Raw genomic sequence first — 25,514 nt, forward strand, 5'->3', positions numbered from 1 at the left:
ATTTACGAAGGAAATCATATTTTTTTATGAAAGCCTTCAAAAAATTACCTAGCATTTTAAAAAAGATATCCAGAAAATAGAACACGAAACAATTTCCATATATTTTTTTATTATAATACCAGAATATTCGTTTTTTATCAATTTTCTACTGTATTATTTTGAAAAAAATAAAATCAGGAAGTTATTTTCCTGATTTTATAAATTATCTCACATCAAAAACAATGGATTTAACATTTGTCATCGCTTCGATACTATATTTAATTCCTTGCACTCCTGCACCAGAACCTTTTACACCAAGGAAAGGGAAATTATCTGGTCCACGTTGTGTTTTATTATTAATATGAACGGTTCCAACTTCAAGTTTTTCAGCAATTTCAAATGCCTTCTTAAAGTCATTTGTAAAGACTGAAGATTGAAGACCGAATTCTGATTCATTAGCAATTTCTACCGCTTCATTAGCATCTGAAACTCGAATAATTGGAAGAACAGGTCCAAATGGTTCTTCCCAGGCTAATTTCATATCTCTTGTGACATAATCAAAAAGTCCTGGCCAAATGAGATTGTTCTCACGTTTGATTGGGCTGAGCGCTTTGGCTCCTTTTTCCTGAGCATCTTCAATCAATCCCCAGATGAAATCAGCTGAAGCATTATCAATAACTGGCGTGATATCTGCATTGTCAAATGGATCACCGACTGTTAGCTTAGTAACTTCAGCTTGGAGCAATTCAGCCAATCTGTCTGCTACGCTTTCCACAACCAAAACACGTTTGATAGCGGTACAACGCTGACCAGAGTAGCTAAAAGCACCACCTACGATCTGCTTAGCTGCATTTTCTAAATCTGCGTCTTCTAAGACAATTGCTGCATCTTTCCCACCAAGCTCAAGCATAATCGGGCGCATACCAGCTAAACGACCGATACGCTCACCAATCGGTGTTGAACCTGTAAAGTTAATGAAATTTACTTCCTTGTGTTCGATGATGTAGTCTCCGATTTCAAAACCACGTCCAGTGATGGTGTTAAAGACACCTGCTGGGATTCCTGCTTCGTCAAATGCTTTAGCCAGCAAGAGACCAGAAATAGATCCTTGTGTTGGTGGTTTAAACATAACGACATTTCCGGCAATCAATGCCGGAGCAATCTTAGATCCAGAAAGGTTGACTGGGTAGTTAAATGGCGCAATAGCTAACACAACTCCAACTGGCTCACGACGGACAACGGCTAGTTTGTTTTTACTTGCAGCTTCAAAACCGCCACCTTCCATTGCTTGTCCAGTGATACGGAGACCTTCCTCAGCAGCAAAACGAATCAATTCTGCTGTACGTACTACTTCTCCAATGGCTGCTTTAATTCCTTTTGCAACCTCTTTGGCAAGAATGGTACCAATTTTTTCTTTATCTCGTTCCAAAATGTCTGCTGTCTTATGCAAATAAGCTGCACGCTCAACTGGTGCTAAATCACGCCATGCTGGGAGAGCTGCACGCGCAGCTTTCATAGCCTCATCTACTTCAGCCTGACTCATAGCAGGTACTGTACCCAGCTTTTCTTGATTGATGGGAGAATAGATGGCAATTTCATTCTCTGATGATTTCCATTTTCCATTCACTAAATTCTGATAATGTGTCAAATTCTCTTCCTCCTGAAAATGATTAAAACTTATTTTATCAAATTTTCAGAAAATTACAACCCCTTTTTGGAAAATATTGATATTTTTTTCACAAACTTGATTCTTCAAATTATTTGAAATTTATTCCTATTAGATATTGGTTTTTCAATAAAAATCAAAAAAGGTCTAGAGTTAACTAAACCTTTTTGTGGCATTTACTATGAAAGTACCTTCAAGACTGCAACGCTGATATCATCAATCACATTAGACTCTTGAGAACGACTATTGGACACAAGCATTTCTAGATTCCCTGCATTTTCAAAGTAGAAGGAAGTTCCCTTGGCATTGAATACCACCAATAAGTGCTCTGCTCCACCGTGAATTTCGTAAACAATCCATCCACTATTTTCAGCAGCCGTATGGACGAAGACATGACGATAAACTTCTTCGTATGTAGGATAAGAGAAAGCACGCCTTTGTGTTTTTAGGCGAATAATCTGGCGAATAAAGTCAATGCTCTCTTGTCTCTCATTGATTAAATCCCAATTGACCTGGTTGACACTATCTGGAGCATTGTAACTATTCATGGCCCGTTCTCTATCTGCCGGAGTCAGCTCGCCATTTTCTCCTGTAGCAAGGAGTTTGGTGCGACCAAATTCTTGCCCCAGCTCTATAAAGGACATCCCTTGTATAAGAATGCTCATCGCTGTTGCTGTCTCGACCTGACGCATAATCTTATCTGAACTGTGATCTGGATGAAGGGTTACCAACAAATCATGCAAGTTGTAATTATCATGGGCTTCCACGTAGTTAAGAACTTGGTTTGGACTAAGATATGACCCCAACTCTCGGCTACCAAGAATAGCTTTGGCTACAATCGGTTCTGTAGCAGCACCACTAACAAATCCTGCCTTGATTGAGCCGTAAACTTCTCCTCCTTTGATGGCATCACGCTGATCATCATTGAAGAATCCAATATTTGGCATCTGGTAGGCATTGTCCTTCTTGGCCTTGTCATAAGGTGCAAGACCTGTTCCCATATCCCAGCCTTCTCCATAGGTGATAATACGAGGATCAACTTCATCAAGTGCCCAGCGAATCGCCTGCATGGTTTTGACATCGTGAATTCCCATCAAGTCGAAACGGAAACCGTCAATATTGTATTCTTTCACCCAATAAAGGAGTGAGTCAATCATATACTTGCGGTACATTTCGTGTTCGCTTGCGGTTTCATTTCCTACACCTGTACCGTTTTGGAAGGTTCCATCTGGATTCATACGATAGTAATAATCAGGAACAGTTGTTTGGAAAGGCGCATCTACCGTTGAGAAAGTATGGTTGTAAACGACATCCATAATAACACCGATTCCCGCATCATGATATGCCTGAATCATGGTCTTGAGGTCTCGAATAACCTGTCCAGGATCATCTAGATTGCTAGAGAAACTTGGTTCTGGCGCATTGTAGTTTTGAGGGTCATAACCCCAGTTATAGGTTACATTCCCGTCCTCGTCGTATTCCTTATGGCGATCAAAGATTGGTTGGAGCTGAACATAATTACAGCCGAGTTCTTTGATATAATCAAAGGCTGTTGCTTGACCATACTGGTTAACCGTTCCAGTCTGGGAAGCCCCAAGGAAGGTCCCTCGAAGGTTTTCTGGAACTCCAGATGTCGGTGATTTTGTAAAATCACGAATGTGCATCTCACAGATAACGGCTTTACATGGATTTTCCAAACGCCAAGGGGCGTCTGTCCCATGTTTGACTTTAAATCCTTCTACCTGTCTATCTTGCTGAGAGAGGATGACAGAACGTTTCCCGTCAGGACTTGTAGCGATAGTGTATGGGTCTCGTGTCAAAGTCTGGTGGTGCGGAAATTCAATCTGATACTGATAAGCTTTACCTGCAAGATTTTCATCCAGGTCTACACTCCAAACACCAATGGTATTGTACTTATGACTATATGAATAGCTATTCCCACGCTCTAGATTATAGGTTTTCCAAATCGGAGCATCGTTGCTGGTATTTTCATAGACAACCACCTGTACAGCTGTAGCTGTAGGAGCCCAGAGTTTAAAGCTTGTCTGGTAGTCAGAGATACTATACCCCAACTCTCCTTGGTATCCCCAATGGTGATCAAAACTTTCACTGTGAAAGGCTTTATCAAAAGCAAACGGGTTTCGATCTTTATAGCAAGAACTTGCAATGGCTGGATTTTCAGAATAATAAACCGTCTCATCACCATCCAAAATCCAAACCTCAGTCAACAGTGGATAATAGTTAAACCGTAGGAGATAATCTTTTGTCTTTCCATCTATTTCGACAGAAAAGGTCAGAGTATCGAGCCTTTCTGCACTTGTGACTGTAAAGGAGAATTTTGCTCCAAAATAGTCATTTTCATAATACAAATTTTCTTTAACATCTGCCTGTTTTCTACTGAATGAACAAGCATCATAATCCCCATTTTTTCGGTGAAAATGGATGACTACAGGGTATCTATACATTTCTTTTCCTAATTCCTAATTTTAATTTTTAAGTCATGCTGAAGAATTTAACGGGAATTTCAGCACAATATAGAATAGCTTTAATAGATATAAAAACACATCAGGAGAGATAGTTCCAGACTATCTAACATCTATTTTTCAACTATTCTTTACAAACTTTCTAGCCAGGCCTCATCTCGAACTTCGATACCAAGTTCTTGTGCTTTTTGGAGCTTGCTTCCTGCATCTGCTCCTGCTACGACAAGATTCGTTTTCTTAGATACACTGCCTGTAACTTTGGCACCAAGGCTTTCGAGTTTGCTTTTGGCTTCTGAGCGGGTGAGACGTTCCAATTTCCCCGTGAGTACAACGGTCAAACCTGACAAGGCCGCATCTGCCACTACTGTCTGTCCTTTGTAGTCCAGATTGACTCCAGCTTCTTTCAACTCGTCTAAGAGAATATTCGACCCTTCTGTAGCAAAATAAGTCTGAAGGCTTTGTGCAATCACACTACCCAAGCTCTCGATACTTGCTACTTCCTCAGGATCAGCTTGGGCTAGATTTTCAATAGAGTGGAAATGTTGGAGCAAGAGTTGGCTAGCCTTGCTTCCGACATGGCGAATTCCCAGACCAAACAAGAGCTTTTCAGCAGAGTTTTCCTTGGATGCTTGAATAGCCTGATACAGTTTAGAAGCAGACTTTTCCTTGACACCTTCCAAAAGGAGGAAATCATCTTCTTTCAAACGGTAAATATCTGCCACATCCTTAACCAGATTAGCAGCAAAAAGCTTTTCAACAATAGATGGACCAAGCCCTGTAATATTCATGGCGTCTCGAGAAGCAAAGTGAATCAAACCTTCCATGATTTGGGCAGGACATCGTGGATTGATACAACGAAGAGCCACTTCATCTTCAAAATGAAGTAACTGACTGTCACAGCTCGGACAGTTAGTCGGAATATCTAGTTTTTCTTCAGAAACACGCTTGGACTCTACCACACGCAAAACAGCAGGGATGATATCTCCAGCCTTATAAACGATAACCGTATCGTCTTTTCGGATGTCCTTTTCAGCGATATAATCTACGTTGTGAAGAGTTGCACGGCTAACAGTTGTCCCAGCAAGCTGAACAGGTGTTAGATTGGCAGTCGGAGTCACAACACCCGTACGACCTACTGTCCAGTCAACTGAAAGGAGCTGGGCTTCTTTTTCTTCAGCAGGAAATTTGTATGCTACAGCCCACTTGGGTGCTTTAACGGTAAAGCCAAGCTCTTCTTGACCTGCTAGGTCATTGACCTTGATGACCACCCCATCAATATCGTAAGGCAGTTTCTCCCGTTCTTGTCCTACTTCTTGGATGAAATCCCATATCTCATCCATGCTTTCAGCCAATATTCGTTTAGGATTAACTACAAAACCAAGCTGTTCAAGATGCTCCAAGACTTTTTCTTGACTATCACGAGTAGAAGGGCTGGCTTCTTGATAGAGGAAAGTCGCAAGATTGCGTTTGGCCACTACTGCTGTATCCAGCTGACGGAGGGTTCCTGCAGCTGCGTTACGAGGATTAGCAAATTCAGGCTCTCCATTTTCTTGGCGAGCTTGGTTGACCTGGTCAAATGAAGCGCGTGGCATGTAACACTCTCCACGAACAGTGATATCAAGTTCTTCTGGCAAGGTCAAAGGAATGTCCTTGACACGCTTGAGGTTCTCTGTGATATTTTCACCAACAGAACCATCCCCACGTGTCGCACCGACTACCAAAATTCCCTTTTCATACGTAAGCGAGATAGACAAACCATCGATTTTCAGCTCACAAATATAGGTCGGTTGGGGTAATTCCTTTCGAACACGCGCATCAAAAGCTTCTAACTCTTCACGTGAAAAAGCATCCTGCAAACTGTATAGAGGATACTGATGACTGTATTTTTCAAAACCATCTAAAACCTTACCACCAACACGATGGGTCGGACTGTCCGCTAAAACTTGATCCGGATAGGCGGCTTCCAATTCGACCAACTCTCGGTAGAGGCGATCATACTCACTATCTGAAACCGAGGGATTGTCACTCGTATAGTACTCGGTCGCATAGCGGTTAAGTAAGGCAACTAACTCATTCATTCTTTCATTCATAATCCCATTTTACCACAAAGCAAGCCCTCCTCACAATAGAGAAGGACTGAAAAATGGTTTGTAGTGTAATATTTTCTAAAAAAGAGAAGTTATAACTCTTTTTCAAAATGACTTCGCACATAAACGAGGGATAAACAAGACAGGATGATAACACCGCTTCCAATTATCAGAAAAGAAGAGAGATGAACACTCGGCAACACCGTCATAAAGCCTTTTGCAATCGGCATAAATAGGATGGCTAAGGTAAAAATTGTGCTTAGCACTCTCCCCAAGTATTCCCCCTCAACCTTGGTTTGCACCTGAGTAAAAAAGTGAATATTAAATATCGTCATAAACAGTTCACAAACTAAATTTCCAGAAAAGGAAAGAAAAGTTGGCAGTGGTAATCCCATCATAAAAACTCCAACTCCAGTCAAAGCCAATAGAATCAAAAGATTATAAACACCTGCCTTTATTTTGCTAGCTAGAAGAGCTCCGATAATCGAACCAATAGCGCCCATAGTCAAAATAGTTGCATAAGCTCCTTCTACCCCGTAAAGCCGTTCTGAAAAAGGGAGGAGAAATTCAAAAGCTGCAAAAAAGAAATTAACACTGGAAGCTACTACCAAAAGGAAAAAGATCTCTTGCTGGCGCCAAATATAGCGAATCCCTTCTTTCATATCAGCAAAAATATTTTTCCAGCTGAGAGTCCTTTTCACTTGCTCCTTAGCCTCTTTTTTGGGGAGGAAAGCTACTAAGATAAATGCGATGAAAAAACTAATGGCATCTAAAACAAGCGTCATATGGAGACTGGCAAATTGTAAAACGATGAAAGAAAGTACAGGGGAGCTAACGCCTACAACCTGCAAAACGAGCTCTAAGCGAGAGTTATAGGTCACTATCTCGTCTTTCTCTACAACCTCAGTTATAATGGCTTTGTTGGCTGTACGAGAAAATGCAAAGGCAACCGCCTGAACAATATTGGCAAAAATCAAGGCAGCAATCATCAAGCTATCATCTCTGATGAAAGAAATAGCTAAGCAAAGAACGCCACAAATCAAGTCCGTCGTCATCAAAATTTTGCGACGCGAAAAGCGGTCTGAAATCACTCCGCCAAAGGGATTGACCAGAATCGATGTGACGAGTTCAGAAATCTGATAAATCCCAAGAACAGTCTGCCCTATCGTTCCCATTGACGCCAACCAAACACTGTTTCCATAATCATAGAGCATATTCCCTATTTTATTAATAGCACCACGACTAATCAACTGGATTGCATGTCGATTCATATAAAAAGCTCCTCTCAAATTTTGAAACTATTGTATCAAAACTGAAAGGAGTCTCTTTATTTTTCCCTTATTTGGGAAATTTAAGCATTTACAAATTTTTCATAATGTTCCTGATAGTAAGCCACTTGCTCTGGAAGTCCAAGCACATCAAAAATATGCATAGCCTCCTGCATCTGACTACAACCCTCTTCTTTCAAGTCTCTCTGGTAGAGGGCGAAACCTTTGAGATAATGGAAGATATTGCGCTCATAAAGCTTGATACCATTTCCAATCAACTTCTCCACATAGCCCTCAAAATAGTCCGCATCCGTAAAGGTACGGTTTTCCAAACAATGCTGGTAACAGTTAAGAGCTAAAATCAAAACAAGTTTTCGATGCCGACCAATTTCTTTGTAGTAGTCTTCCCTCTCCATCACTTCTCTGCCAATCCGAGCCACATAGTCCACATTGTAGAAAGTATAGAGATTACCGAAAAGAATCAACTCATACATGGTCCATTCTTCTGTTTGGAAAAGATAATCCGCCACCTTATCCAAATCACTCTGACTCATCGTGTAACGAGCATCTCTTTGACAAATCAGTCCTTGTAGCAGAATCCAATTCAGCTCAAAATAGAGGGGATTGGTCGAACTCTTTGCTTTCTCAAGCTGTTCCATTTGAAGCTTTTGAAAACCAGCAATATCATTTGAGTAGTAAAGCGGAATAATCTGTGCCATCAAGGCAACATGTTCATGATTTTGAAAATCCCTAGCCTTGTCCATGAAATTTTCAATAGTCACATGAATATTATCCAAAATCTCAAAGAAACGGGAAACTGCTAAATCAGACTCACCAAGCTCAAAGCGAGATAACTGAGAGGTCGAGCAAGAATCGCCCGCTGCTTCCTTTAAAGAGTAGTTCCCACTGGTTCGAAATTCACGAAATACTTTTCCAAGATGTTCCATCTTTACACCTGCTCTGATAATTCTTCCCACTCAAGCATAGCCTCTTCTTGACGATGGCTAATTTTGTCCAGTTCAGCCTGCAATTCCATGAGCTTTTCAGCATCGTTGGTTTCTAGCATTTTTTCAGAAATGGCTTGGCTTTGAGTTTCTAACTCTTCGATTTCAGCCTCTAAACTCTCTATTTGGCGCATGAGCTTACGGGCTTCTTTCTGACTTTCTTTCTGGGCCTGATAGTCATTAGATGGACTTGCTTCTTTTGCTTGATTACTCATTGAAGCTTCCTCTGTCTGACTGACTTCTATTTCAGCCTTTTTATCAACATAGTAGTCATAATCTCCAAGGTAGAGGGTTGAACCACTCTCAGACAATTCCAGTACATGAGTGGCTACACGATTGATAAAGTAACGGTCGTGGCTGACAAAAAGAAGGGTTCCATCAAAATCAATCAGAGCATTTTCTAACACTTCCTTGCTATCAATATCCAAGTGGTTGGTCGGCTCGTCAAGAATCAAGAAGTTATTGTTTTCCATTGAAAGTTTGGCAAGCAACAAACGAGCTTTCTCGCCACCTGACAGCATTCCTACTGATTTTTTAACATCATCTCCTGTGAAAAGGAAGGCGCCAAGGCGGTTGCGGATTTCAACTTCTGGTGTCAGTTTAAAATCATTCCAGAGTTCATCCAGAACAGTATTACTTGGTGTCAACTTGCTTTGAGTCTGATCATAGTAGCCAACCTCAACATTAGCACCAAATCGCTTTTCTCCCTTGATAAAAGGAATCTGGTCTACTATAGACTTGATAAAGGTTGATTTGCCAATACCATTTGGTCCGACAATCGCAACAGCGTTCATCTTACGAAGGTCTAGATTGATTGGCTCTGAAAGTATTTCCCCATCATAACCAATGGCTGCATTTTCAACTGTCAAAACGACATTTCCCGACGTTTTTTCAGACTGGAAGGTCATGTTGGCTGATTTCTTACCAGCTTCTGGCTTGTCCAAACGCTCCATTTTTTCCAATTGTTTCCGGCGAGATTGGGCACGTTTGGTCGTTGAAGCTCGGACTAGATTGCGATTGACAAAGTCTTCTAGAGCAGCGATTTCCTTTTGTTGCTTTTCATAGTTTTTTGCCTCAGTAGCTAGCTTTTGCTCCTTCAACTCAACAAAACGAGAATAATTGCCCACATAACGATCCAAGGAATGCTTAGTCAAATCCAGTGTAACCGTCGCAACCTTGTCCAAAAAGTAACGGTCGTGACTGACAATAATGAGGGCACTGCTATAGTTCACCAAGTAATTCTCTAGCCAGGCAATGGTTTCAATATCCAAGTGGTTGGTTGGCTCGTCCAAGACCAAGAGATTGGGCTTTTCAAGGAGCATTTTAGCCAGTGCAAGACGAGTATTTTGACCACCTGAAAGCTCAGCAATTTTCATCTGCCACATAGACTCGTCAAACTTGAAACCATTCAAGATAGCGCGGATATCAGCTTCGTAGGTAAAGCCACCAGCCTGGCGGAAATTCTCTGATAAACGATCATAATCCGCCATCAGTTTATCTAAATCTTCACCAGACTTTTCACCCATCTCCAACTCCATCTGACGCAGTTGTGTCTCTGTCCGACGCAAGTCATCAAAGACGTAAAGCATTTCATCGTAGATGGTATTGTCAGACTCAAAACGGCTATCTTGGGCTAGGTAAGACAGAGAGATATCTTTTTTCTTATTAATTTCTCCACTAGTTGGCTCCTCTTCTCCAACCAAAATCTTTAAAAGAGTAGACTTACCTGCACCATTTTTCCCAACAAGAGCAATTCGGTCTCGTTCATCTACCTGCAGATTAATATTATCAAAAAGAACCTCACCAGCAAAAGATCGTTCAATTTTATTAGCTTGTAAAATAATCATATCTCTATTTTACTATCTTTTTCTCTTTTGCACAATTGCAACGAAAAAAGTTCGAGTCATAAACTCGAACCTTTCATCTTAGTATCCAATGCCTCCACGGAATGTGCGAGCCATATCTTTCAATTCATAGTTTTTAGAAGAGGTATCGATGGTCCATTTTCCATCTTTCTTGGTCATTTTAATTTCATAACCCTCTTTCTTCATGTTATCACTAGTGTCTAGTGGAGTTGAATCAAATTGACTCGGTGCATTTTCCAAAATGTATTTCTCACCAGCTTTCATAGCTTCTGAGTAGTTGCTATATTTACCTTTGTTTTCTTCATAGAACTTACGGCTCAATTCATAAACATTCAAGTTATCCAAGTCGATTGTTTCTGGTCGAACATAAACAACAGCATAGTCTGGCAAGTATGTCTTCACCTTGTAATCAACTTTTGCTCTCTTAGCATTTGCTTTGATGTAAGCATCTGCGAATGTTCTAAGTTCTGAATCAGACGGTTTGTAGTTATAGAAACCTTTTCCGAATGACTCTGTAAATTTCTTGATAAACTCTTCTTTATCAGCTTTCGCATCGTTTGTGAATTCAGCACTATTATCAGAAGATTTTTTATCATCAGCAAGTGCTACAACTTGCGACTTTTTGTCAGTAGCACTTAGGTTCGTTCCACCACCAGAGCTTTCCCCATTAAGGTAAACAGCATCAACATATTTTTTCATTACATCTTTTGCTTCATCAATATTGTCTTCATACTGACTTGGATCCACCTTGATTGCTACATCGTTATTCTTTTTAGAATTTTCTTTGATGTCATCGTAAAAGCTAGGCGCGAAGTGAAGTTCATACTTAGCATTCTTGTCTACTTCATACACTACATAACCAGCAACGCTCTTTCCTTTAGAAAGACTGTCACCATATGACATAAATTTAGTTTTACTGTCGCTTTCATAAACTTGAATTGGTTGTAATTTTTCATCCTTTTCATTGTATAGCGTGATATCTTGGCTAGTAAAACTAAACTGTTTATCACGATTGTTCTTGATTTCGACTTGAAGTGCAAGGTATGTTGATGATGAATCCTCATCTTTAGGCAATACATACATACCGTCTTTTACAGAAACCTCAAAATTAGAGTTTGAAGCTGTACCATTGTCGCTTGCTTTTTTTTGAGCTCCACAGGCAACCAGTGCTAAAGCTGATAAAAGCAAGGCAGAATGCTTAAGAATTTTTTTCATAATGGATTCTCCTTTAATGATTTACTATATTTTACCATACGCAGAATAAAAATCAAAACAGAAACCAGATATTTTCAAAATATCTTAAATTTATAGAGTTTTAACTTAAATTTTTCTATCTGTTCATTTGATACATTAAAGGATTCTTTATAAAAAGAATAGAATATAACAATATTTTTGATTTTTTTCTTCAACAAACCTACAAAATCAATTATAAACTTTCATGTTATAAAGTATCTAATAATTAATTTTCATCGCTAACTTAGTATAAGTAAGCACAGTTCCCACCATTTTCCCGCTAAAGTGCATAAGTAAATTTCCTACATTTTAAGTTATGCTAACGTTTTACTAAAATGTCAAATCGTGATATAATGAAAGCGATTAAAGCAATAAACAAAGGAGACACTCTATGACTTACCAAGAAAATTATCAAAAATGGGTCGATTTTGCTGACCTTCCAGACTACCTTCGTCAAGATTTGGAAAATATGGACGAAAAAACAAAGGAAGATGCCTTCTATACAAATCTTGAATTTGGTACTGCAGGTATGCGTGGTTTGATCGGTGCTGGTACAAACCGTATCAATATCTATGTTGTTCGTCAAGCAACTGAGGGTTTGGCTCGTTTGATTGAGTCAAAAGGTGGAAATGAAAAAGAACGTGGTGTGGCGATTGCCTATGATAGCCGTCACTTCTCACCTGAGTTTGCCTTTGAATCTGCGGCAGTTCTTGCTAAACACGGTATCAAATCTTACGTATTTGAAAGCCTCCGTCCAACTCCAGAACTCTCATTCGCTGTTCGTCACCTCAACTGTTTCGCAGGTATCATGATTACTGCCAGTCACAATCCTGCTCCATTTAACGGTTACAAGGTTTATGGAGAAGACGGTGGACAAATGCCTCCACACGATGCGGACGCTTTAACTACTTATATTCGTGCAATCGAAAATCCATTCGCTGTGGAAGTTGCTGATGTCGAAGCTGAAAAAGCTTCTGGCTTGATTGAAGTTATCGGCGAAGCTGTTGATGCAGAATACCTTAAAGAAGTTAAAGACGTAAACATCAACCCAACCTTGATCGAAGAATTCGGTAAAGACATGAAGATTGTCTACACACCACTTCATGGTACGGGTGAAATGTTGGCTCGTCGTGCTCTTGCTCAAGCAGGATTTGACTCTGTTCAAGTTGTTGAAGCACAAGCAACTGCTGATCCTGACTTCTCAACTGTAAAATCTCCAAACCCAGAAAGCCAAGCAGCCTTCGCCCTTGCTGAAGAACTTGGTCGTCAAGTTGGTGCAGATGTGCTTGTTGCAACTGACCCTGACGCTGACCGTGTTGGTGTTGAAGTTCTTCAAAAAGATGGTAGCTACCTTAACCTTTCAGGTAACCAAATCGGTGCTATCATGGCTAAATACATCTTGGAAGCCCACAAAAATGCTGGAACTCTTCCTGAAAATGCAGCTCTCTGCAAATCCATCGTATCAACTGACTTGGTAACGAAGATTGCTGAAAGCTACGGCGCAACCATGTTCAACGTTTTGACAGGTTTCAAATTTATCGCAGAGAAAATCCAAGAATTTGAAGAAAAACACAATCACACTTACATGATGGGATTTGAAGAAAGCTTCGGTTACTTGATTAAACCATTCGTACGTGATAAAGACGCCATCCAAGCCGTTCTTGTCGTTGCTGAGCTTGCTGCCTACTACCGTTCACGTGGTTTGACACTTGCTGACGGTATCGAAGAAATCTACAAAGAATACGGCTACTACGCTGAAAAGACTATCTCTGTTACCCTTTCTGGTGTTGATGGTGCAGAACAAATCAAGGAAATCATGGCTAAGTTCCGTAACAATGCTCCAAAAGAATGGAATGCAACAGCTATCACTGTCGTAGAAGACTTCAAGGCTCAAACTGCTACTGCTGCTGATGGTACTGTTACAAACTTGACAACTCCTCCAAGTGATGTGTTGAAATATACACTTGCTGACGGTTCATGGATTGCAGTTCGCCCTTCTGGTACAGAACCAAAAATCAAATTCTACATTGCTGTTGTGGGTGAAAGCAATGAAGATTCACAAGCTAAGATTGCCAACATCGAAGCAGAAATCAATGCTTTTGTAAAATAAAGCTCTAAAAAAGATGAGACCAACCAGTCTCATCTTTTTTTCGTATCAAATCTAAGCATTTTTAGAAACTTTATGGCATACTAGACTTATCAATGAAAGCGAGGTAATCTCATGGAACAATTTTTAGAAAACACCAAAGACCTTGAAGTAACTACAGTTGCGCGTGCACAAGAAGCTCTTGATAAGAAAGAAACTGCAACCTTCTTTATTGGTCGTAAAACTTGCCCTTACTGCCGTAAATTCGCAGGTACCTTGGCAGGTGTCGTAGCTGAAACTAAAGCTCACATCTACTTCATCAACAGTGAAGAACCAAGCCAACTCAATGAGTTACAAGAATTCCGTTCACGCTATGGAATTCCAACTGTACCAGGCTTCGTTCACATTGCAGATGGCCAAATCAATGTCCGTTGCGACTCTTCTATGTCCGCACAAGAAATCAAAGAATTTGCAGGATTGTAAAAAACCACTCGTCGAGTGGTTTTTGTATAGTCTAAATTACTTTTTTTCAAGCAAGTCTTGTATCATTCTATGCAGTTCTTCTATCTTCTCAGATTGTTTCTCTAGTAATATTCTTTGAGTTATTAATTCGTCTTGAAGTTTATCAAGCTTTATCTGATCAAATGGATTATCCTTTACAAAAAAGTTTGTCAAGGCACTCGTTAACATCCCTATTGTGCCAATACCAACAAGCATTAGTAAAACAGCTAACCACTTCCCAAAAATCGACGCAGGAACAATATCTCCATAACCAACAGTCGTTACAGTCACAAGCGCCCACCAAAGACTATCTGAGAATGATTTTTCTTCAACAACAGATAAAATTGAACTACCTACCAGTACAATAAAGGAATTGAGATAGAAAATATAAAGTAAGCCATTTGTTCGTAAGAGTTTTCCAACCTTCTTTTCCAACTTGCCAGTCAATCCAACGACTCTTAAAAGACGAGTTAGTTTCAGTAATTTTGTCAGCCTTGCTAAGCGGAAGATTCGCCCTAATCGAAATACTGTAAAAATAGCATTCAAAGGAAGGATAGCTAGCAAGTCAAAAATATTTTCAAGAAGAAATCGCCACTTTTCCTTACTTGTAAAGAACCGCCAGCCATAATCCACCACAAAGATAAACCAAAGTAGTAAGTCAATAATACTATAGGGTGGATTATCCAAATCAATCATCTCAGCAAATCCAAGCAAGACAAGGACAACGGATATCAATGCAAGTATGATAATCGTTGTGTCATAGTAATCCTTTAATAGCCATTTTCTCTTCACACTGCTACTCCTTTAGTTTTTTTAATCATTATACCACACTAAATTCCTGACAAAGTACAAAACAAAAGAAGGCACTCGCCTTCTTTTTTATATATCTGTCAATGGTGTTGCAGTATCTGGTGAGGTATCATAAACCTTAAAGTCTACTCCGACTCCCAGATCCGCTTGGGCTAGCTGGTTGACCATAGTCATATGAGCCAGCTCCTTGATATTGTTCTCTTTGGACAAGTGACCAAGATAGATTTTCTTTGTTCGATTTCCCATTGCACGAATCATGGCCTCAGCACCGTCTTCGTTAGAAAGGTGACCGAGATCCGATAGAATTCGCTGTTTGAGACGCCAAGCGTAAGATCCTGCTCGCAAAATCTCCACATCGTGGTTGGACTCGATGAGGTAGCCGTCCGCATTCTCGACAATTCCTGCCATACGGTCACTTACATAACCTGTATCGGTCAGCATGACGAAGCTCTTGTCGTCTTTCATAAATCGGTAAAACTGTGGTGCTGCCGCATCATGACTGACACCAAAACTCTCAATGTCGATATCACCAAAAGTTTTGGTTTTTCCCATTTCAAAAATATGCTTCTGCGAAGAGTCCACCTTGCCGAGGTACTTACTATTTTCCATAGCCTGCCAAGTCTTTTCATTGGCGTAAAGATCCATGCCATATTTACGAGCCAAGACACCGACCCCATGGATATGGTCTGAGTGCTCATGCGTAATCAGAATCGCATCCAGATCTTCAGGTTTGCGATTAATTTCAGCTAGCAGACTTGAAATTTTCTTACCAGACAAGCCCGCATCTACTAGGATTTTCTTTTTTGGGGTTTCCAGATAAAAGGAATTTCCACTGGAACCTGATGCTAAAATACTGTATTTAAAGCCTTTTTCACTCATTCTAGTCTTCTATTTCGTCCTCCCATATTTCTTCTTTTACGGCATCCTTATCATAAGGGAGCACGATGGTAAAGGTTGAGCCCTTACCGTATTCACTTTTGGCCCAAATAAAGCCATTGTGTTGTTTGATGATTTCTTTGGCGATGGCTAGACCTAGCCCAGTTCCACCTTGTGCACGACTTCTTGCGCGATCCACACGATAAAAACGGTCAAATATCTTCGGCAAATCTTGTTTTGGAATACCTAGACCTTGGTCTTTGATAGATAAAATCATCTGGTCATCAGTGGTTTTCATGCTGACAGTAATTTTCCCACCATCTGGTGAGTACTTGATGGCATTGTTAAGAATATTATCAATCACCTGAGTCATCTTATCGGTATCAATCTCGATCCAAACTGAATTAATAGGGTAATCTCTGACAAGCTCATATTTTTTCTCGTCATCCTGACTTCTCATCTTATCAAAGCGGTTGAGAATAAAGGTGATGAATGCTGTAAAATTAATCAATTCCACATCTAGCTGACTTGTCGTATTATCAATACGAGAGAGATGCAAGAGATCTGTTACCATCCGCATCATACGGTTGGTTTCATCGAGTGAAACCTTGATAAAATCAGGAGCAACAGGATCATAAAGAGCTCCCTCGTCCAAGGCTTCGAGATAAGATTTAACACTGGTCAAAGGAGTACGCAACTCATGACTCACGTTCGAAACAAAGAGTCTTCGCTCACGCTCTTCCTTCTCCTGTTCGGTCGTATCATGTAAAACGGCAACCAAACCAGAGATGAAACCTGACTCACGACGAACCAGAGCAAAACGTACACGAAGGCTTAGATATTCCCCATTTACATCCTGCGAGTCAATCGTCAACTCAGGAATCTGTGTAATTAGATCACGCAGCTCATACTCATCTTCTATCTTAAGCAATTCGAGGATGCTTTTATTCAGAACATCTTCTTTCTGCACACCGAGCTGTTTCTTGGCCATATCGTTGATCATAGTAATCTGGCCACGGCGATTAGTCGCAAGAACGCCATCTGTCATGTAAGAAAGAATACTGTTCAATCGTTTACTCTCTTGTTCCAGATTTTCTTGGGTCAAACGAATAACTTCTGACAAATCGTTCAGATTATTGGTGATATTGGTGATTTCTGTACTCCCTTGCAAGTCCAAAACTTGAGAATAATCACCTGCAATCAAGTCCTTAACCTTTTGATTTATCTCCTTTAGACGGATATTATCCCGACGATTTTCCAATAACAACAAGGTCACGACTAGGATAAATCCAAGTAAAATCAGGATAAAGATAAAATCGCTGGTCAGAATAGTTTGTCTAATATCTTCAATCATTATTTCTCATATAGTATCCAACACCACGACGTGTGAGAATGTACTCTGGACGACTTGGAGTATCTTCTATTTTCTCACGCAAGCGTCTAATGGTCACGTCCACAGTACGAACATCACCAAAATAGTCATAACCCCATACAGTCTCAAGCAAGTGTTCACGTGTAATCACTTGTCCAATATGAGATGCCAAGTGATACAAGAGTTCAAACTCACGGTGGGTTAAATCTAATTCCTCACCATATTTCTTAGCCACGTAAGCATCTGGAACGATTTCCAAATCACCGATTTGTAAGGGCTGCGTCTTCTTCTCATCAGACTCTTGGCTATCCACAGAAACTAGGTCGGTACGACGAAGCAGAGCCTTGACACGAGCTTGCAACTCACGGTTTGAGAAAGGCTTTGTAACATAATCATCTGCACCTAACTCTAAACCAATAACCTTGTCAAACTCGCTATCCTTAGCTGAGAGCATGATAATCGGCACGCTACTAGTCTTACGAATAGATTTAGCCACTTCTAAACCATCAATTTCAGGTAACATCAAGTCGAGGATAATAATATCCGGTTGCTCTGCTTCAAATAGCTCGATCGCCTCACGACCATTGAAGGCTGTAACAACTTCATAACCTTCCTTGGCCATATTAAACTTAATAATATCTGAGATTGGTTTCTCATCATCTACAATTAATATTTTTTTCATTTTATCACCTTTTTCTCTATCTATTATAACAAAAAAATGCAAAGAAGGCACAAATGGCTACTGTAAGCCTTCATCTTCAAGAGTTGTTTTTATAAGCCTGCCAAATTTTTTGTTGAGGTTTCGCAAGTGGATAATCAGAAAACTCCTGAGGAGAAACCCAGCGAATTTCTCTGTCCGAAAACTGTTTTGTTTCCGTCACTTGACCAGCGATGATTTGAATATGCCATTTCCGATGACTAAATACATGCTTGACCTGGTCAAATACTTGCTGGGACCAATTCACTTCTAAATCATAATCTTGCTCAAAGTTTTCTTGAGGACTTGGCCCAAATACTCTGCTTTCCTCTGTGACTTGTGAAAAGAGATCTAGTTGATTGTCATCACTTGAAAAATCATCAACTTCAATCAATGGGAAATGCCAAAAACCAGCTAGCAGTTTCTCGCTTTCATTTTTCTCTAGTAAAAATTGTCCTTGGTCATTGCGTACAACCAAAGCCTTGAGATAAATTGGTAGGGGCTTTTTCTTGGGTTCTTTAATCGGATAACGACCCATGGTCCCATTCTGATAGGCTGCGCTAAAATCCTTAACAGGGCTTTCTTCTGGTCGAGGGTTAACTGGTGCCTCTATGTCAGAGCCTAAATCCATCAGAGCTTGATTAAAGTCTCCTGGCCGTTTCGGGTCAATCAAGATTTCCATCATAGCTTGGAAAATCTTTCGATTGCTGGGAACTCCGATATCATGATTAACCTCAAACAAGCGTGCCAAAACCCGCATGACATTGCCATCAACCGCTGGCTCAGGCAAATTAAAAGCGATACTGGAAATAGCTCCCGCAGTGTAAGGGCCAATCCCTTTTAAACTAGAAATTCCTTCATAGGTGTTTGGAAATTGACCCCCAAAGTCAGCCATAATCTGCTGGGCTGCAGCCTGCATATTGCGTACGCGGGAATAATAGCCCAACCCCTCCCAAGCCTTCAGCAGACGCTCTTCAGGGGCATTGGCCAGACTTTCAACAGTTGGAAACCAGTCCAAGAATCGTTCGTAGTATGGAATAACTGTATCCACTCTGGTCTGCTGAAGCATGATTTCAGATACCCAGATATGATAAGGATTTTTACTTCTCCGCCAAGGCAAATCTCGCTTGTTTTCATCATACCAGTTGAGGAGTTTTTCACGAAAAGAAATAATCTTCTCCTCCGGCCACATGACGATACCGTATTCTTTCAAATCTAACATATATCTAGTATAACATAGAAGCTTCTAACTGTCCTTTTCTCAGTACTAAAAAGCCTCTTCCCATGGGAAAGAGGACTAAATCTTATTGATGAACTGCTTGAGCTGCTGTGATAAGGGTCAACTTGTACACATCATCTGCATTACATCCACGAGAAAGGTCGTTAACAGGTTTGTTCAAACCTTGCAAAACAGGTCCTACAGCCGCAAAACCACCGAGACGTTCTGCCATCTTATACCCAATATTTCCGGCTTCGATACCTGGGAAGACAAAGACATTTGCTTGACCAGCTACATTACTTCCTGGAGCTTTAAGAGCTGCAGTTTCAGGAACAAAGGCAGCGTCAAATTGCAATTCACCATCAATCTCAAGGTCAGGACGCAAGTCGTGAGCAATTTTAGTAGCTTCCACTACCTTATCAACACTTTCACCAAAGCCTGAACCTTTAGTAGAATAACTTAGCATAGCAATTTTAGGTTCAATACCAAACATTTTAGCTGTGATTGCTGAGTTGATGGCAATTTCAGCCAAGGCTTCTGCATCTGGATTGATGTTAATGGCACAGTCTCCAAATAGGTAACGTTCTGTACCACGAACCATGAGGAAGGCACCTGACGTACGAGTTACATTTGGACGAGTTTTAATGATTTGTAGGGCTGGGCGAACTGTTGAGGCAGTTGAGTGAATCGCACCAGATACCATACCGTCAACCAAGCCCAAGTAGACTAGCATCACACCAAAGTAGTTGACATCATCAACCAAAACTTTGCGCGCTTCTTCTTCAGTCATTTTGCCCTTACGACGCTCTACTAAAGCAGCAACCATTTCTTCGAATTGAGGATAGTGTTGGGGATCAATTACTTCATAACCATCCATGATCCCTTCGATTTCGAGATAAATTTTAATTTTTTCAGGGTTTCCGAGCAAAACAGGAATTACTTCTGTTTCTTTTACCAAGCGTTTTGTTGCTTGAAGAATACGTGGCTCTTCCCCTTCAGGGAGAACGATACGAGCATTTTTGCCAACCAGGTTGGCTTTGAGACTTTCAAAAACTTCCATGAGTTTTCTCCTTTAAGAAAATAAATTATACTCCAAACAATTTTTAAAGAGTATTAGTTGATAACTGAGTAATAAGATTGCTGAAATCATCCGGTAAGGGGCTTTCTAGTTGCAAATCTTGCTCTAGAAAAGGATGATAAAAAGATAAATAATGGCAATGCAGAGCCTGACGTTGGATACCGTCATCCAGACTACCACCATACAAATCGTCTCCCAACAAAGGAAAGCCAATATGAGAAAAATGCACTCGAATCTGATGAGTTCGCCCAGTATGAAGACGAATATCGACTAGGTGAATATTTCCATAAGACGCGACAACTTTGTAAGATGTATGGGCGTATTTCCCACCTTTGGCAACCCGTCTTGTGATAATGGAGTCCACATCACGCGCAATCGGGGCGATAATCTCCCCTTCAGGCTCCAAGACACCAGCTCCTTTAACTAAAGCAAAGTAACGTTTTTCGATAGACTTTCGTTGCAGTTGCTTGTCTAAACGTGCATGAGCGTAGCCGTGCTTGGCAAAAAGCATCAAACCAGATGTATCTCTATCAAGCCTAGTCACGATGTGAACTTGCTGGTTTTCATATTCTTGTTTGACATAGTAGCCCTTGATAAAATTCGCAATGGTATTGGAATGGTTGACACTGGGGATGGAAGCTACTCCATAAGGCTTATTTAAAACCAGAAAATGGTCATCCTCATAGAGAACATCGAGTGGTCGGTCAATAGCTTCAAGGCTCTCAAACCCTTCCTCAGCTGGAATATCAATAGTTACCCTGTCTCCAATATCTAAGAGATAAGTCGCATTTTGAGGTTGGCCATTGACCAAAATAGCCCCGCCTCGAAACTTAATCTTAGCCAAAAGTCCCTTGGAAACCTCATGTTTCTTGAGGAATGTTTTGACTTTGACATGCTCATCTGCGATAAATTCGAACCTCATTCATCCACCTCGCCTATGAAGGCATCTTTGACACGATTCCAGAAACTAGTGTGACTTGGAGTCGCTACGAAGTGAATCTTGTGATGGTCGATTTGATACTCAATCCGTTCGATATTACGGAAGGAATAGACGCTGTTATCGACTGATATCGTATGGTAATCATTGCGTGTCGGCAAAAGTTCAATCTTATCTTTTTTGGGAATAATGATTGATGATCCCAAAGTGCGATAGACTCGGTTATTGAGGCTTGCTATTTCCGTCAACTGCAAGGCTTCAATGGTAGGATGCAAGACAGCTCCACCCAAGGACTTGTTGTAGGCGGTACTTCCCGTCGGCGTTGAAACAGTCACTCCATCTCCACGAAATCTCTCAAACGGAACGTGGTTAATGATGATATCCGCAACCATGGTCCGATCTGATCGACGGATACTGGCTTCATTTAAAGCACGAAAGATTTTCACTTCTCCATTTTCAAGTGTTACCTTGACATTCAAGACTGGATAGGAAACTTTGGCACCAGTATCTAGTAAAAGATTGGTCACCAACTGATCCAGCTCAAAATCACGATAATCTGTGTAAAATCCCAAATGCCCTGTATGAACACCTACAAATCGAACCTTGTCTAACTGATTCTCATACTTGTGAAAGGCAGATAAAAGCATCCCATCGCCACCAATCGAAATGACGATGTCGGGATTGGTATCGTTCAGTATAAAATGTTGTTTCTTGAGTTTTTCCCTCAGCTCATGCAAGACCTTCTGACTTTGTGGCTTTCTATTTGCTATGAGGTCAACTCGTTTACCTGTATTCTTCATCTGTATCGTCACTATTTCCTACACCATCGTTTAGTTTTCTGCTCAATGGATCAAAGAGAGCCTGCGCTTCCTGGATATCATCACGAATCTTACCCATTTCTTCATCCAGTTGATAGGCTATTTTCGCTGTGATTTCCAGCCTTTTCCTGATTTCTTCTGGAAAATTGCCCTGATATTTATAATTGAGCGAGTGTTCAATCGTAGCCCAGAAATTCATGGCTAAAGTCCGTATTTGAATTTCCGCCAAAATCGTCTTAGCTCCGTTGATCGTATCAACCGTGTACTCGACAACCACGTGATAAGAACGATAACCTGAAGCCTTACGATGAGTGATATAGTCTCGTTCCTGAACGACTCTCATATCTTGGCGTTTACGTAGAATCTCAACTACCTCTTTAACGTCATCAACAAACTGAACCATGACACGTAAACCCGCAATGTCTTGCAGATCATGTTCCAGACTTGCATATGTAATTCCTCGACGAGCCATTTTTTCTTTGATACTTTCAATCGGTTTGACACGACCCGTTACAAACTCAATCGGAGAATGCTTGTTTTGCTTACGATACTGTTTGCGAATTCCTCGAAGTTTGATCTTCAATTCACCAACAGCCTGAATGTAAGGATCTAAAAATTCTTCCCATTCTATGGTCATACTTTCTCCCTTATAATGTTTGATTGCTCTGTCGAAAATCTTTGATTTTTTCAGTACATTCGTATACAATAAATACATTGTCCATTATACCATAAATCGCTTTCAAAGATATAGAAAAGGTTGAAAAAATGAAACATTTAGAAATAGAATTGAAAACACTTCTGAAAAAAGAGGAATATGATCATCTAAAAAAACAGTTTTCCCATATCCAACCCGTTCTTCAGAAGAACTACTACATTGACACACCAGATTTCCAATTGCGTGAAAAGAAGGTTGCCATGCGCATTCGCACTTTTGCAGATTGGGCGGAATTGACCTTAAAAGTGCCTCAAACTGTAGGAAATATGGAATACAACCAGAAACTAACTCTTCCAGAAGCTGAATCATACCTAGAAAAACAAAAACTACCTCCAGGGCTCGTTCTAGAGAAACTCGCTAAGATGGGTATCGAAAGCCATGACTGGTTTGTTCTAGGCTGTCTTTCCACTCTACGTTATGAAATGAAAACTGAAATTGGCTTAATGGCCTTAGATGAAAGTCGATACTTTGACCAGACGGACTATGAACTCGAGCTTGAAGTCACCGACCATGAAAAAGGGAAAGCTGATTTTAAGAGATTTTTAGATGAAAATCAGATAACCTATCAGAAAGCTCCTTCAAAATTAATTCGTTTTATTAAAAGCATGAAAAAATGCTGAAATAATCTCCTTTTTTTGGTAAAATAGAAAAGATAAAAATAAAAGAATCTAGCTTTGAAAAACAAAGCTTTCTCAAAGAAGATTCGCAAAGTTTACAGAGGACGGTCTATAATGTCAGATAGAAACAACATGAAACTTTTCACCCTAAACTCTAACCATGAAATCGCTCAAAAGATTGCGGATACAGTTGGTGTACCTCTTGGGAAATTATCCTCTCGACAATTTTCTGATGGCGAAATCCAGGTCAACATTGAAGAAAGTGTCCGTGGTTACGATGTTTATATCATCCAGTCAACCAGCTACCCTGTTAGCAACCACTTGATGGAGTTGTTAATCATGGTTGATGCTTGTGTACGTGCAAGTGCTCATAGTATCAACGTTGTCCTTCCTTACTTTGGTTATGCTCGTCAGGATCGTATCGCTTCTTCTCGCGAACCCCTCACTGCAAAACTAGTTGCCAATATGCTTGTCAAAGCTGGTGTAAGCCGTGTCCTAACGCTTGACCTCCATGCTGTTCAGGTCCAAGGTTTCTTTGACATTCCTGTAGACAATCTTTATACTGTTCCTCTATTTGCTAAGCACTACTGTGATAAAGGACTTCTTGGCTCTGATGTTGTTGTTGTCAGTCCAAAGAACTCTGGTGTTAAACGTGCACGTAGTTTGGCTGAATACCTTGATGCTCCTATCGCTATCATTGACTACGCTCAAGACGATTCTGATCGTAACGAAGGCTATATCATTGGGGATGTTGAAGGCAAGAAGGCTATCTTGATTGACGATATCCTAAATACTGGTCGTACTTTCTCTGAAGCAGCCAAAATCGTTGAACGTGAAGGCGCAACTGAGATTTATGCAGTATCCAGTCACGGTTTATTTGTTGAAGGTGCAGCAGATCTTCTTGACGCTACAAACATCAAAGAAATTCTCGTGACGGACTCAGTAGCGACCAAAGAAAGAACTCCAGAAAATGTATGTTACATTACTGCTAGCGAATTAATTGGTGATGCTATCGTCCGCATCCATGAAAGAAAACCAGTCAGCCCACTCTTTGCTTACAACAAAAAGAAATAAGGTGATTCTTTGATTTATTTGGACAATGCTGCTACGACTCCTATGTCAGCAGTAGCTATTTCTGAAATGACCAAGGTCATGCAAGAAACTCATGGTAATCCTTCTAGTATTCATAGTCATGGTCGGCAGGCTGGCAAACTCTTGCGAGAAGCTCGTCAAGACTTAGCCCTCTTACTAGGAACAAAACCTCAACATATCTTTTTTACATCTGGCGGTACAGAAAGTAACAATACAGCCATTATCGGCTATTGTCTCCGTCATCAAAATCAGGGAAAACATATCATCACAACAGCTATTGAACACCATTCTGTGCTTGAGACTATCGATTATCTGGTTCAACATTTTGGTTTTGAAGCGACCATCATCCAACCAGTAAATCAAGAAATTACTGCCCAGCAAATTCAAGAAGCCTTACGTGACGATACCATTCTCGTTTCCACCATGTATGCTAATAATGAAACTGGGAGTCTCTTACCTATCGCTGAGATTGGACGTATTTTAAAAGAGCATCCTGCTGCTTATCATGTAGATGCTGTTCAAGCTATCGGGAAGATTCATATCCATCCCGAGGAATTAGGAATTGATTTCCTCAGTGCTTCTGCCCACAAATTCCATGGACCAAAAGGAGTCGGATTTCTTTACGCATCGACTGGAGACTTTGATTCCTACCTTCACGGTGGAGACCAAGAACAAAAGAAACGGGCTGGAACAGAAAATCTCGCTGCCATTGTAGGTATGGTCGCTGCTCTCAAAGAGGATTTAAATGACCAAGTTGAGCACTACCAAAAACTAAGCGCACTCAAAACTACTTTTTTAGAAGAAATTGCAGGTCTCGACTACTATCTCAATGAAAGTAACCACCAACTTCCTTATGTTGTCAACATTGGCTTTCCTGGTCAGAAAAATGATTTACTTTTACTTCGGTTAGATCTTGAAGGAATTTCAATTTCTACCGGTTCGGCTTGTACTGCTGGTATTGTGCAAACCAGTCATGTGCTTGAAGCATTTTATGGGTCTGATTCGCATCGTTTAACAGAATCTGTCCGTATCAGTCTTTCTCCTCTTAACACTGAGGAAGAACTGAAACAACTCGCACAAACCTTAAAAAAAATTATTGGAGATTAAACTA

Annotated in this window: 21 protein-coding genes; 5 read left to right on the plus strand and 16 right to left on the minus strand. The window is 40.5% G+C overall.

The features are described from left to right. Nucleotides 1-202 precede the first annotated feature (202 nt). The 7 genes from HMPREF8578_RS09650 to HMPREF8578_RS09680 form a co-directional block, all read right to left on the minus strand. Complete coding sequence (locus HMPREF8578_RS09650; RefSeq protein ID WP_002893292.1) at nucleotides 203-1,627, minus strand: NADP-dependent glyceraldehyde-3-phosphate dehydrogenase; 1,425 nt, start codon at nucleotides 1,625-1,627, stop codon at nucleotides 203-205. 197 nt (nucleotides 1,628-1,824) lie between these two features. Next, nucleotides 1,825-4,110 carry a type I pullulanase gene (gene pulA, locus HMPREF8578_RS09655; protein WP_000286536.1) on the minus strand — a complete coding sequence of 762 codons (2,286 nt, stop codon included), beginning with the start codon at nucleotides 4,108-4,110 and terminating at the stop codon, nucleotides 1,825-1,827. 149 nt (nucleotides 4,111-4,259) lie between these two features. Further along, entirely contained in the window at nucleotides 4,260-6,218 is a 1,959-nt protein-coding gene (gene ligA, locus HMPREF8578_RS09660; protein WP_001005752.1) for an NAD-dependent DNA ligase LigA, read from the minus strand. Nucleotides 6,219-6,307: 89 nt separating this feature from the next. Next, the gene (locus HMPREF8578_RS09665) at nucleotides 6,308-7,486 is read right to left on the minus strand and encodes an MFS transporter (protein ID WP_001079355.1); all 1,179 of its coding nucleotides are present in this window, start codon (nucleotides 7,484-7,486) and stop codon (nucleotides 6,308-6,310) included. An 80-nt stretch (nucleotides 7,487-7,566) separates the two neighbouring features. Beyond that, nucleotides 7,567-8,430 (minus strand): Rgg family transcriptional regulator, encoded by an 864-nt coding sequence (locus tag HMPREF8578_RS09670; RefSeq protein WP_000400535.1) that lies wholly within the window; start codon nucleotides 8,428-8,430, stop codon nucleotides 7,567-7,569. A 2-nt stretch (nucleotides 8,431-8,432) separates the two neighbouring features. Further along, a complete protein-coding gene (gene abc-f / locus HMPREF8578_RS09675; protein WP_000584842.1) occupies nucleotides 8,433-10,334 on the minus strand; it encodes a ribosomal protection-like ABC-F family protein in 1,902 nt (633 codons plus the stop codon). Between the two features lie 78 nt (nucleotides 10,335-10,412). Beyond that, nucleotides 10,413-11,567: a DUF4352 domain-containing protein gene (locus HMPREF8578_RS09680; protein WP_000722099.1), complete on the minus strand. Its 1,155-nt coding sequence runs from the start codon at nucleotides 11,565-11,567 to the stop codon at nucleotides 10,413-10,415. Between the two features lie 409 nt (nucleotides 11,568-11,976). On the opposite strand from HMPREF8578_RS09680, the gene HMPREF8578_RS09685 reads away from it, so the two are divergent. Together HMPREF8578_RS09685 and HMPREF8578_RS09690 are read left to right on the plus strand one after the other, a co-directional pair. Then, nucleotides 11,977-13,695 carry a phospho-sugar mutase gene (locus HMPREF8578_RS09685; protein WP_000222130.1) on the plus strand — a complete coding sequence of 573 codons (1,719 nt, stop codon included), beginning with the start codon at nucleotides 11,977-11,979 and terminating at the stop codon, nucleotides 13,693-13,695. Nucleotides 13,696-13,806: 111 nt separating this feature from the next. Beyond that, nucleotides 13,807-14,154: a thioredoxin domain-containing protein gene (locus HMPREF8578_RS09690; RefSeq protein ID WP_000434665.1), complete on the plus strand. Its 348-nt coding sequence runs from the start codon at nucleotides 13,807-13,809 to the stop codon at nucleotides 14,152-14,154. Between the two features lie 36 nt (nucleotides 14,155-14,190). On the opposite strand, the gene HMPREF8578_RS09695 is transcribed toward HMPREF8578_RS09690, so the two are convergent. The 9 genes from HMPREF8578_RS09695 to HMPREF8578_RS09735 form a co-directional block, all read right to left on the minus strand. After that, entirely contained in the window at nucleotides 14,191-14,964 is a 774-nt protein-coding gene (locus HMPREF8578_RS09695; RefSeq protein WP_000824597.1) for a potassium channel family protein, read from the minus strand. 87 nt (nucleotides 14,965-15,051) lie between these two features. After that, a complete protein-coding gene (locus HMPREF8578_RS09700) occupies nucleotides 15,052-15,861 on the minus strand; it encodes an MBL fold metallo-hydrolase (protein WP_001290606.1) in 810 nt (269 codons plus the stop codon). A 1-nt stretch (nucleotide 15,862) separates the two neighbouring features. Next, the gene (vicK, locus tag HMPREF8578_RS09705; RefSeq protein ID WP_000568721.1) at nucleotides 15,863-17,212 is read right to left on the minus strand and encodes a cell wall metabolism sensor histidine kinase VicK; all 1,350 of its coding nucleotides are present in this window, start codon (nucleotides 17,210-17,212) and stop codon (nucleotides 15,863-15,865) included. Continuing rightward, nucleotides 17,205-17,912, minus strand: coding sequence for a response regulator YycF (gene yycF, locus HMPREF8578_RS09710; RefSeq protein ID WP_000722059.1), 708 nt, complete (start codon nucleotides 17,910-17,912; stop codon nucleotides 17,205-17,207). Before yycF ends, vicK begins: the two co-directional genes overlap by 8 nt. A gap of 76 nt (nucleotides 17,913-17,988) precedes the next feature. Then, the gene (mutY, locus tag HMPREF8578_RS09715; RefSeq protein ID WP_000886134.1) at nucleotides 17,989-19,149 is read right to left on the minus strand and encodes an A/G-specific adenine glycosylase; all 1,161 of its coding nucleotides are present in this window, start codon (nucleotides 19,147-19,149) and stop codon (nucleotides 17,989-17,991) included. Between the two features lie 82 nt (nucleotides 19,150-19,231). After that, the gene (gene pta / locus HMPREF8578_RS09720) at nucleotides 19,232-20,206 is read right to left on the minus strand and encodes a phosphate acetyltransferase (protein WP_000451583.1); all 975 of its coding nucleotides are present in this window, start codon (nucleotides 20,204-20,206) and stop codon (nucleotides 19,232-19,234) included. A 43-nt stretch (nucleotides 20,207-20,249) separates the two neighbouring features. Next, complete coding sequence (locus HMPREF8578_RS09725) at nucleotides 20,250-21,146, minus strand: RluA family pseudouridine synthase (protein ID WP_001210001.1); 897 nt, start codon at nucleotides 21,144-21,146, stop codon at nucleotides 20,250-20,252. Further along, complete coding sequence (locus HMPREF8578_RS09730; RefSeq protein WP_000799063.1) at nucleotides 21,143-21,961, minus strand: NAD kinase; 819 nt, start codon at nucleotides 21,959-21,961, stop codon at nucleotides 21,143-21,145. Before HMPREF8578_RS09730 ends, HMPREF8578_RS09725 begins: the two co-directional genes overlap by 4 nt. Next, nucleotides 21,945-22,616, minus strand: a complete 672-nt coding sequence (locus HMPREF8578_RS09735; RefSeq protein WP_000151557.1) for a GTP pyrophosphokinase — start codon at nucleotides 22,614-22,616, stop codon at nucleotides 21,945-21,947. The genes HMPREF8578_RS09730 and HMPREF8578_RS09735 overlap by 17 nt, the downstream gene beginning before the upstream one ends. Before the next feature lie 128 nt (nucleotides 22,617-22,744). Here HMPREF8578_RS09735 and HMPREF8578_RS09740 point away from each other — a divergent pair, with 128 nt between their 5' ends. From HMPREF8578_RS09740 to HMPREF8578_RS09750, 3 genes are all read left to right on the plus strand, one after another. Next, nucleotides 22,745-23,314, plus strand: coding sequence for a CYTH domain-containing protein (locus HMPREF8578_RS09740; protein ID WP_000681307.1), 570 nt, complete (start codon nucleotides 22,745-22,747; stop codon nucleotides 23,312-23,314). Between the two features lie 111 nt (nucleotides 23,315-23,425). After that, nucleotides 23,426-24,385, plus strand: a complete 960-nt coding sequence (locus HMPREF8578_RS09745) for a ribose-phosphate diphosphokinase (protein ID WP_001283843.1) — start codon at nucleotides 23,426-23,428, stop codon at nucleotides 24,383-24,385. 9 nt (nucleotides 24,386-24,394) lie between these two features. Beyond that, on the plus strand, nucleotides 24,395-25,510 hold the full coding sequence (locus HMPREF8578_RS09750; protein WP_000639679.1) for a cysteine desulfurase family protein: 1,116 nt from the start codon (nucleotides 24,395-24,397) through the stop codon (nucleotides 25,508-25,510). Nucleotides 25,511-25,514: the final 4 nt, after the last annotated feature.

Source organism: Streptococcus oralis ATCC 49296 (assembly GCF_000185265.1).
GTDB lineage: Bacteria > Bacillota > Bacilli > Lactobacillales > Streptococcaceae > Streptococcus > Streptococcus oralis_BC.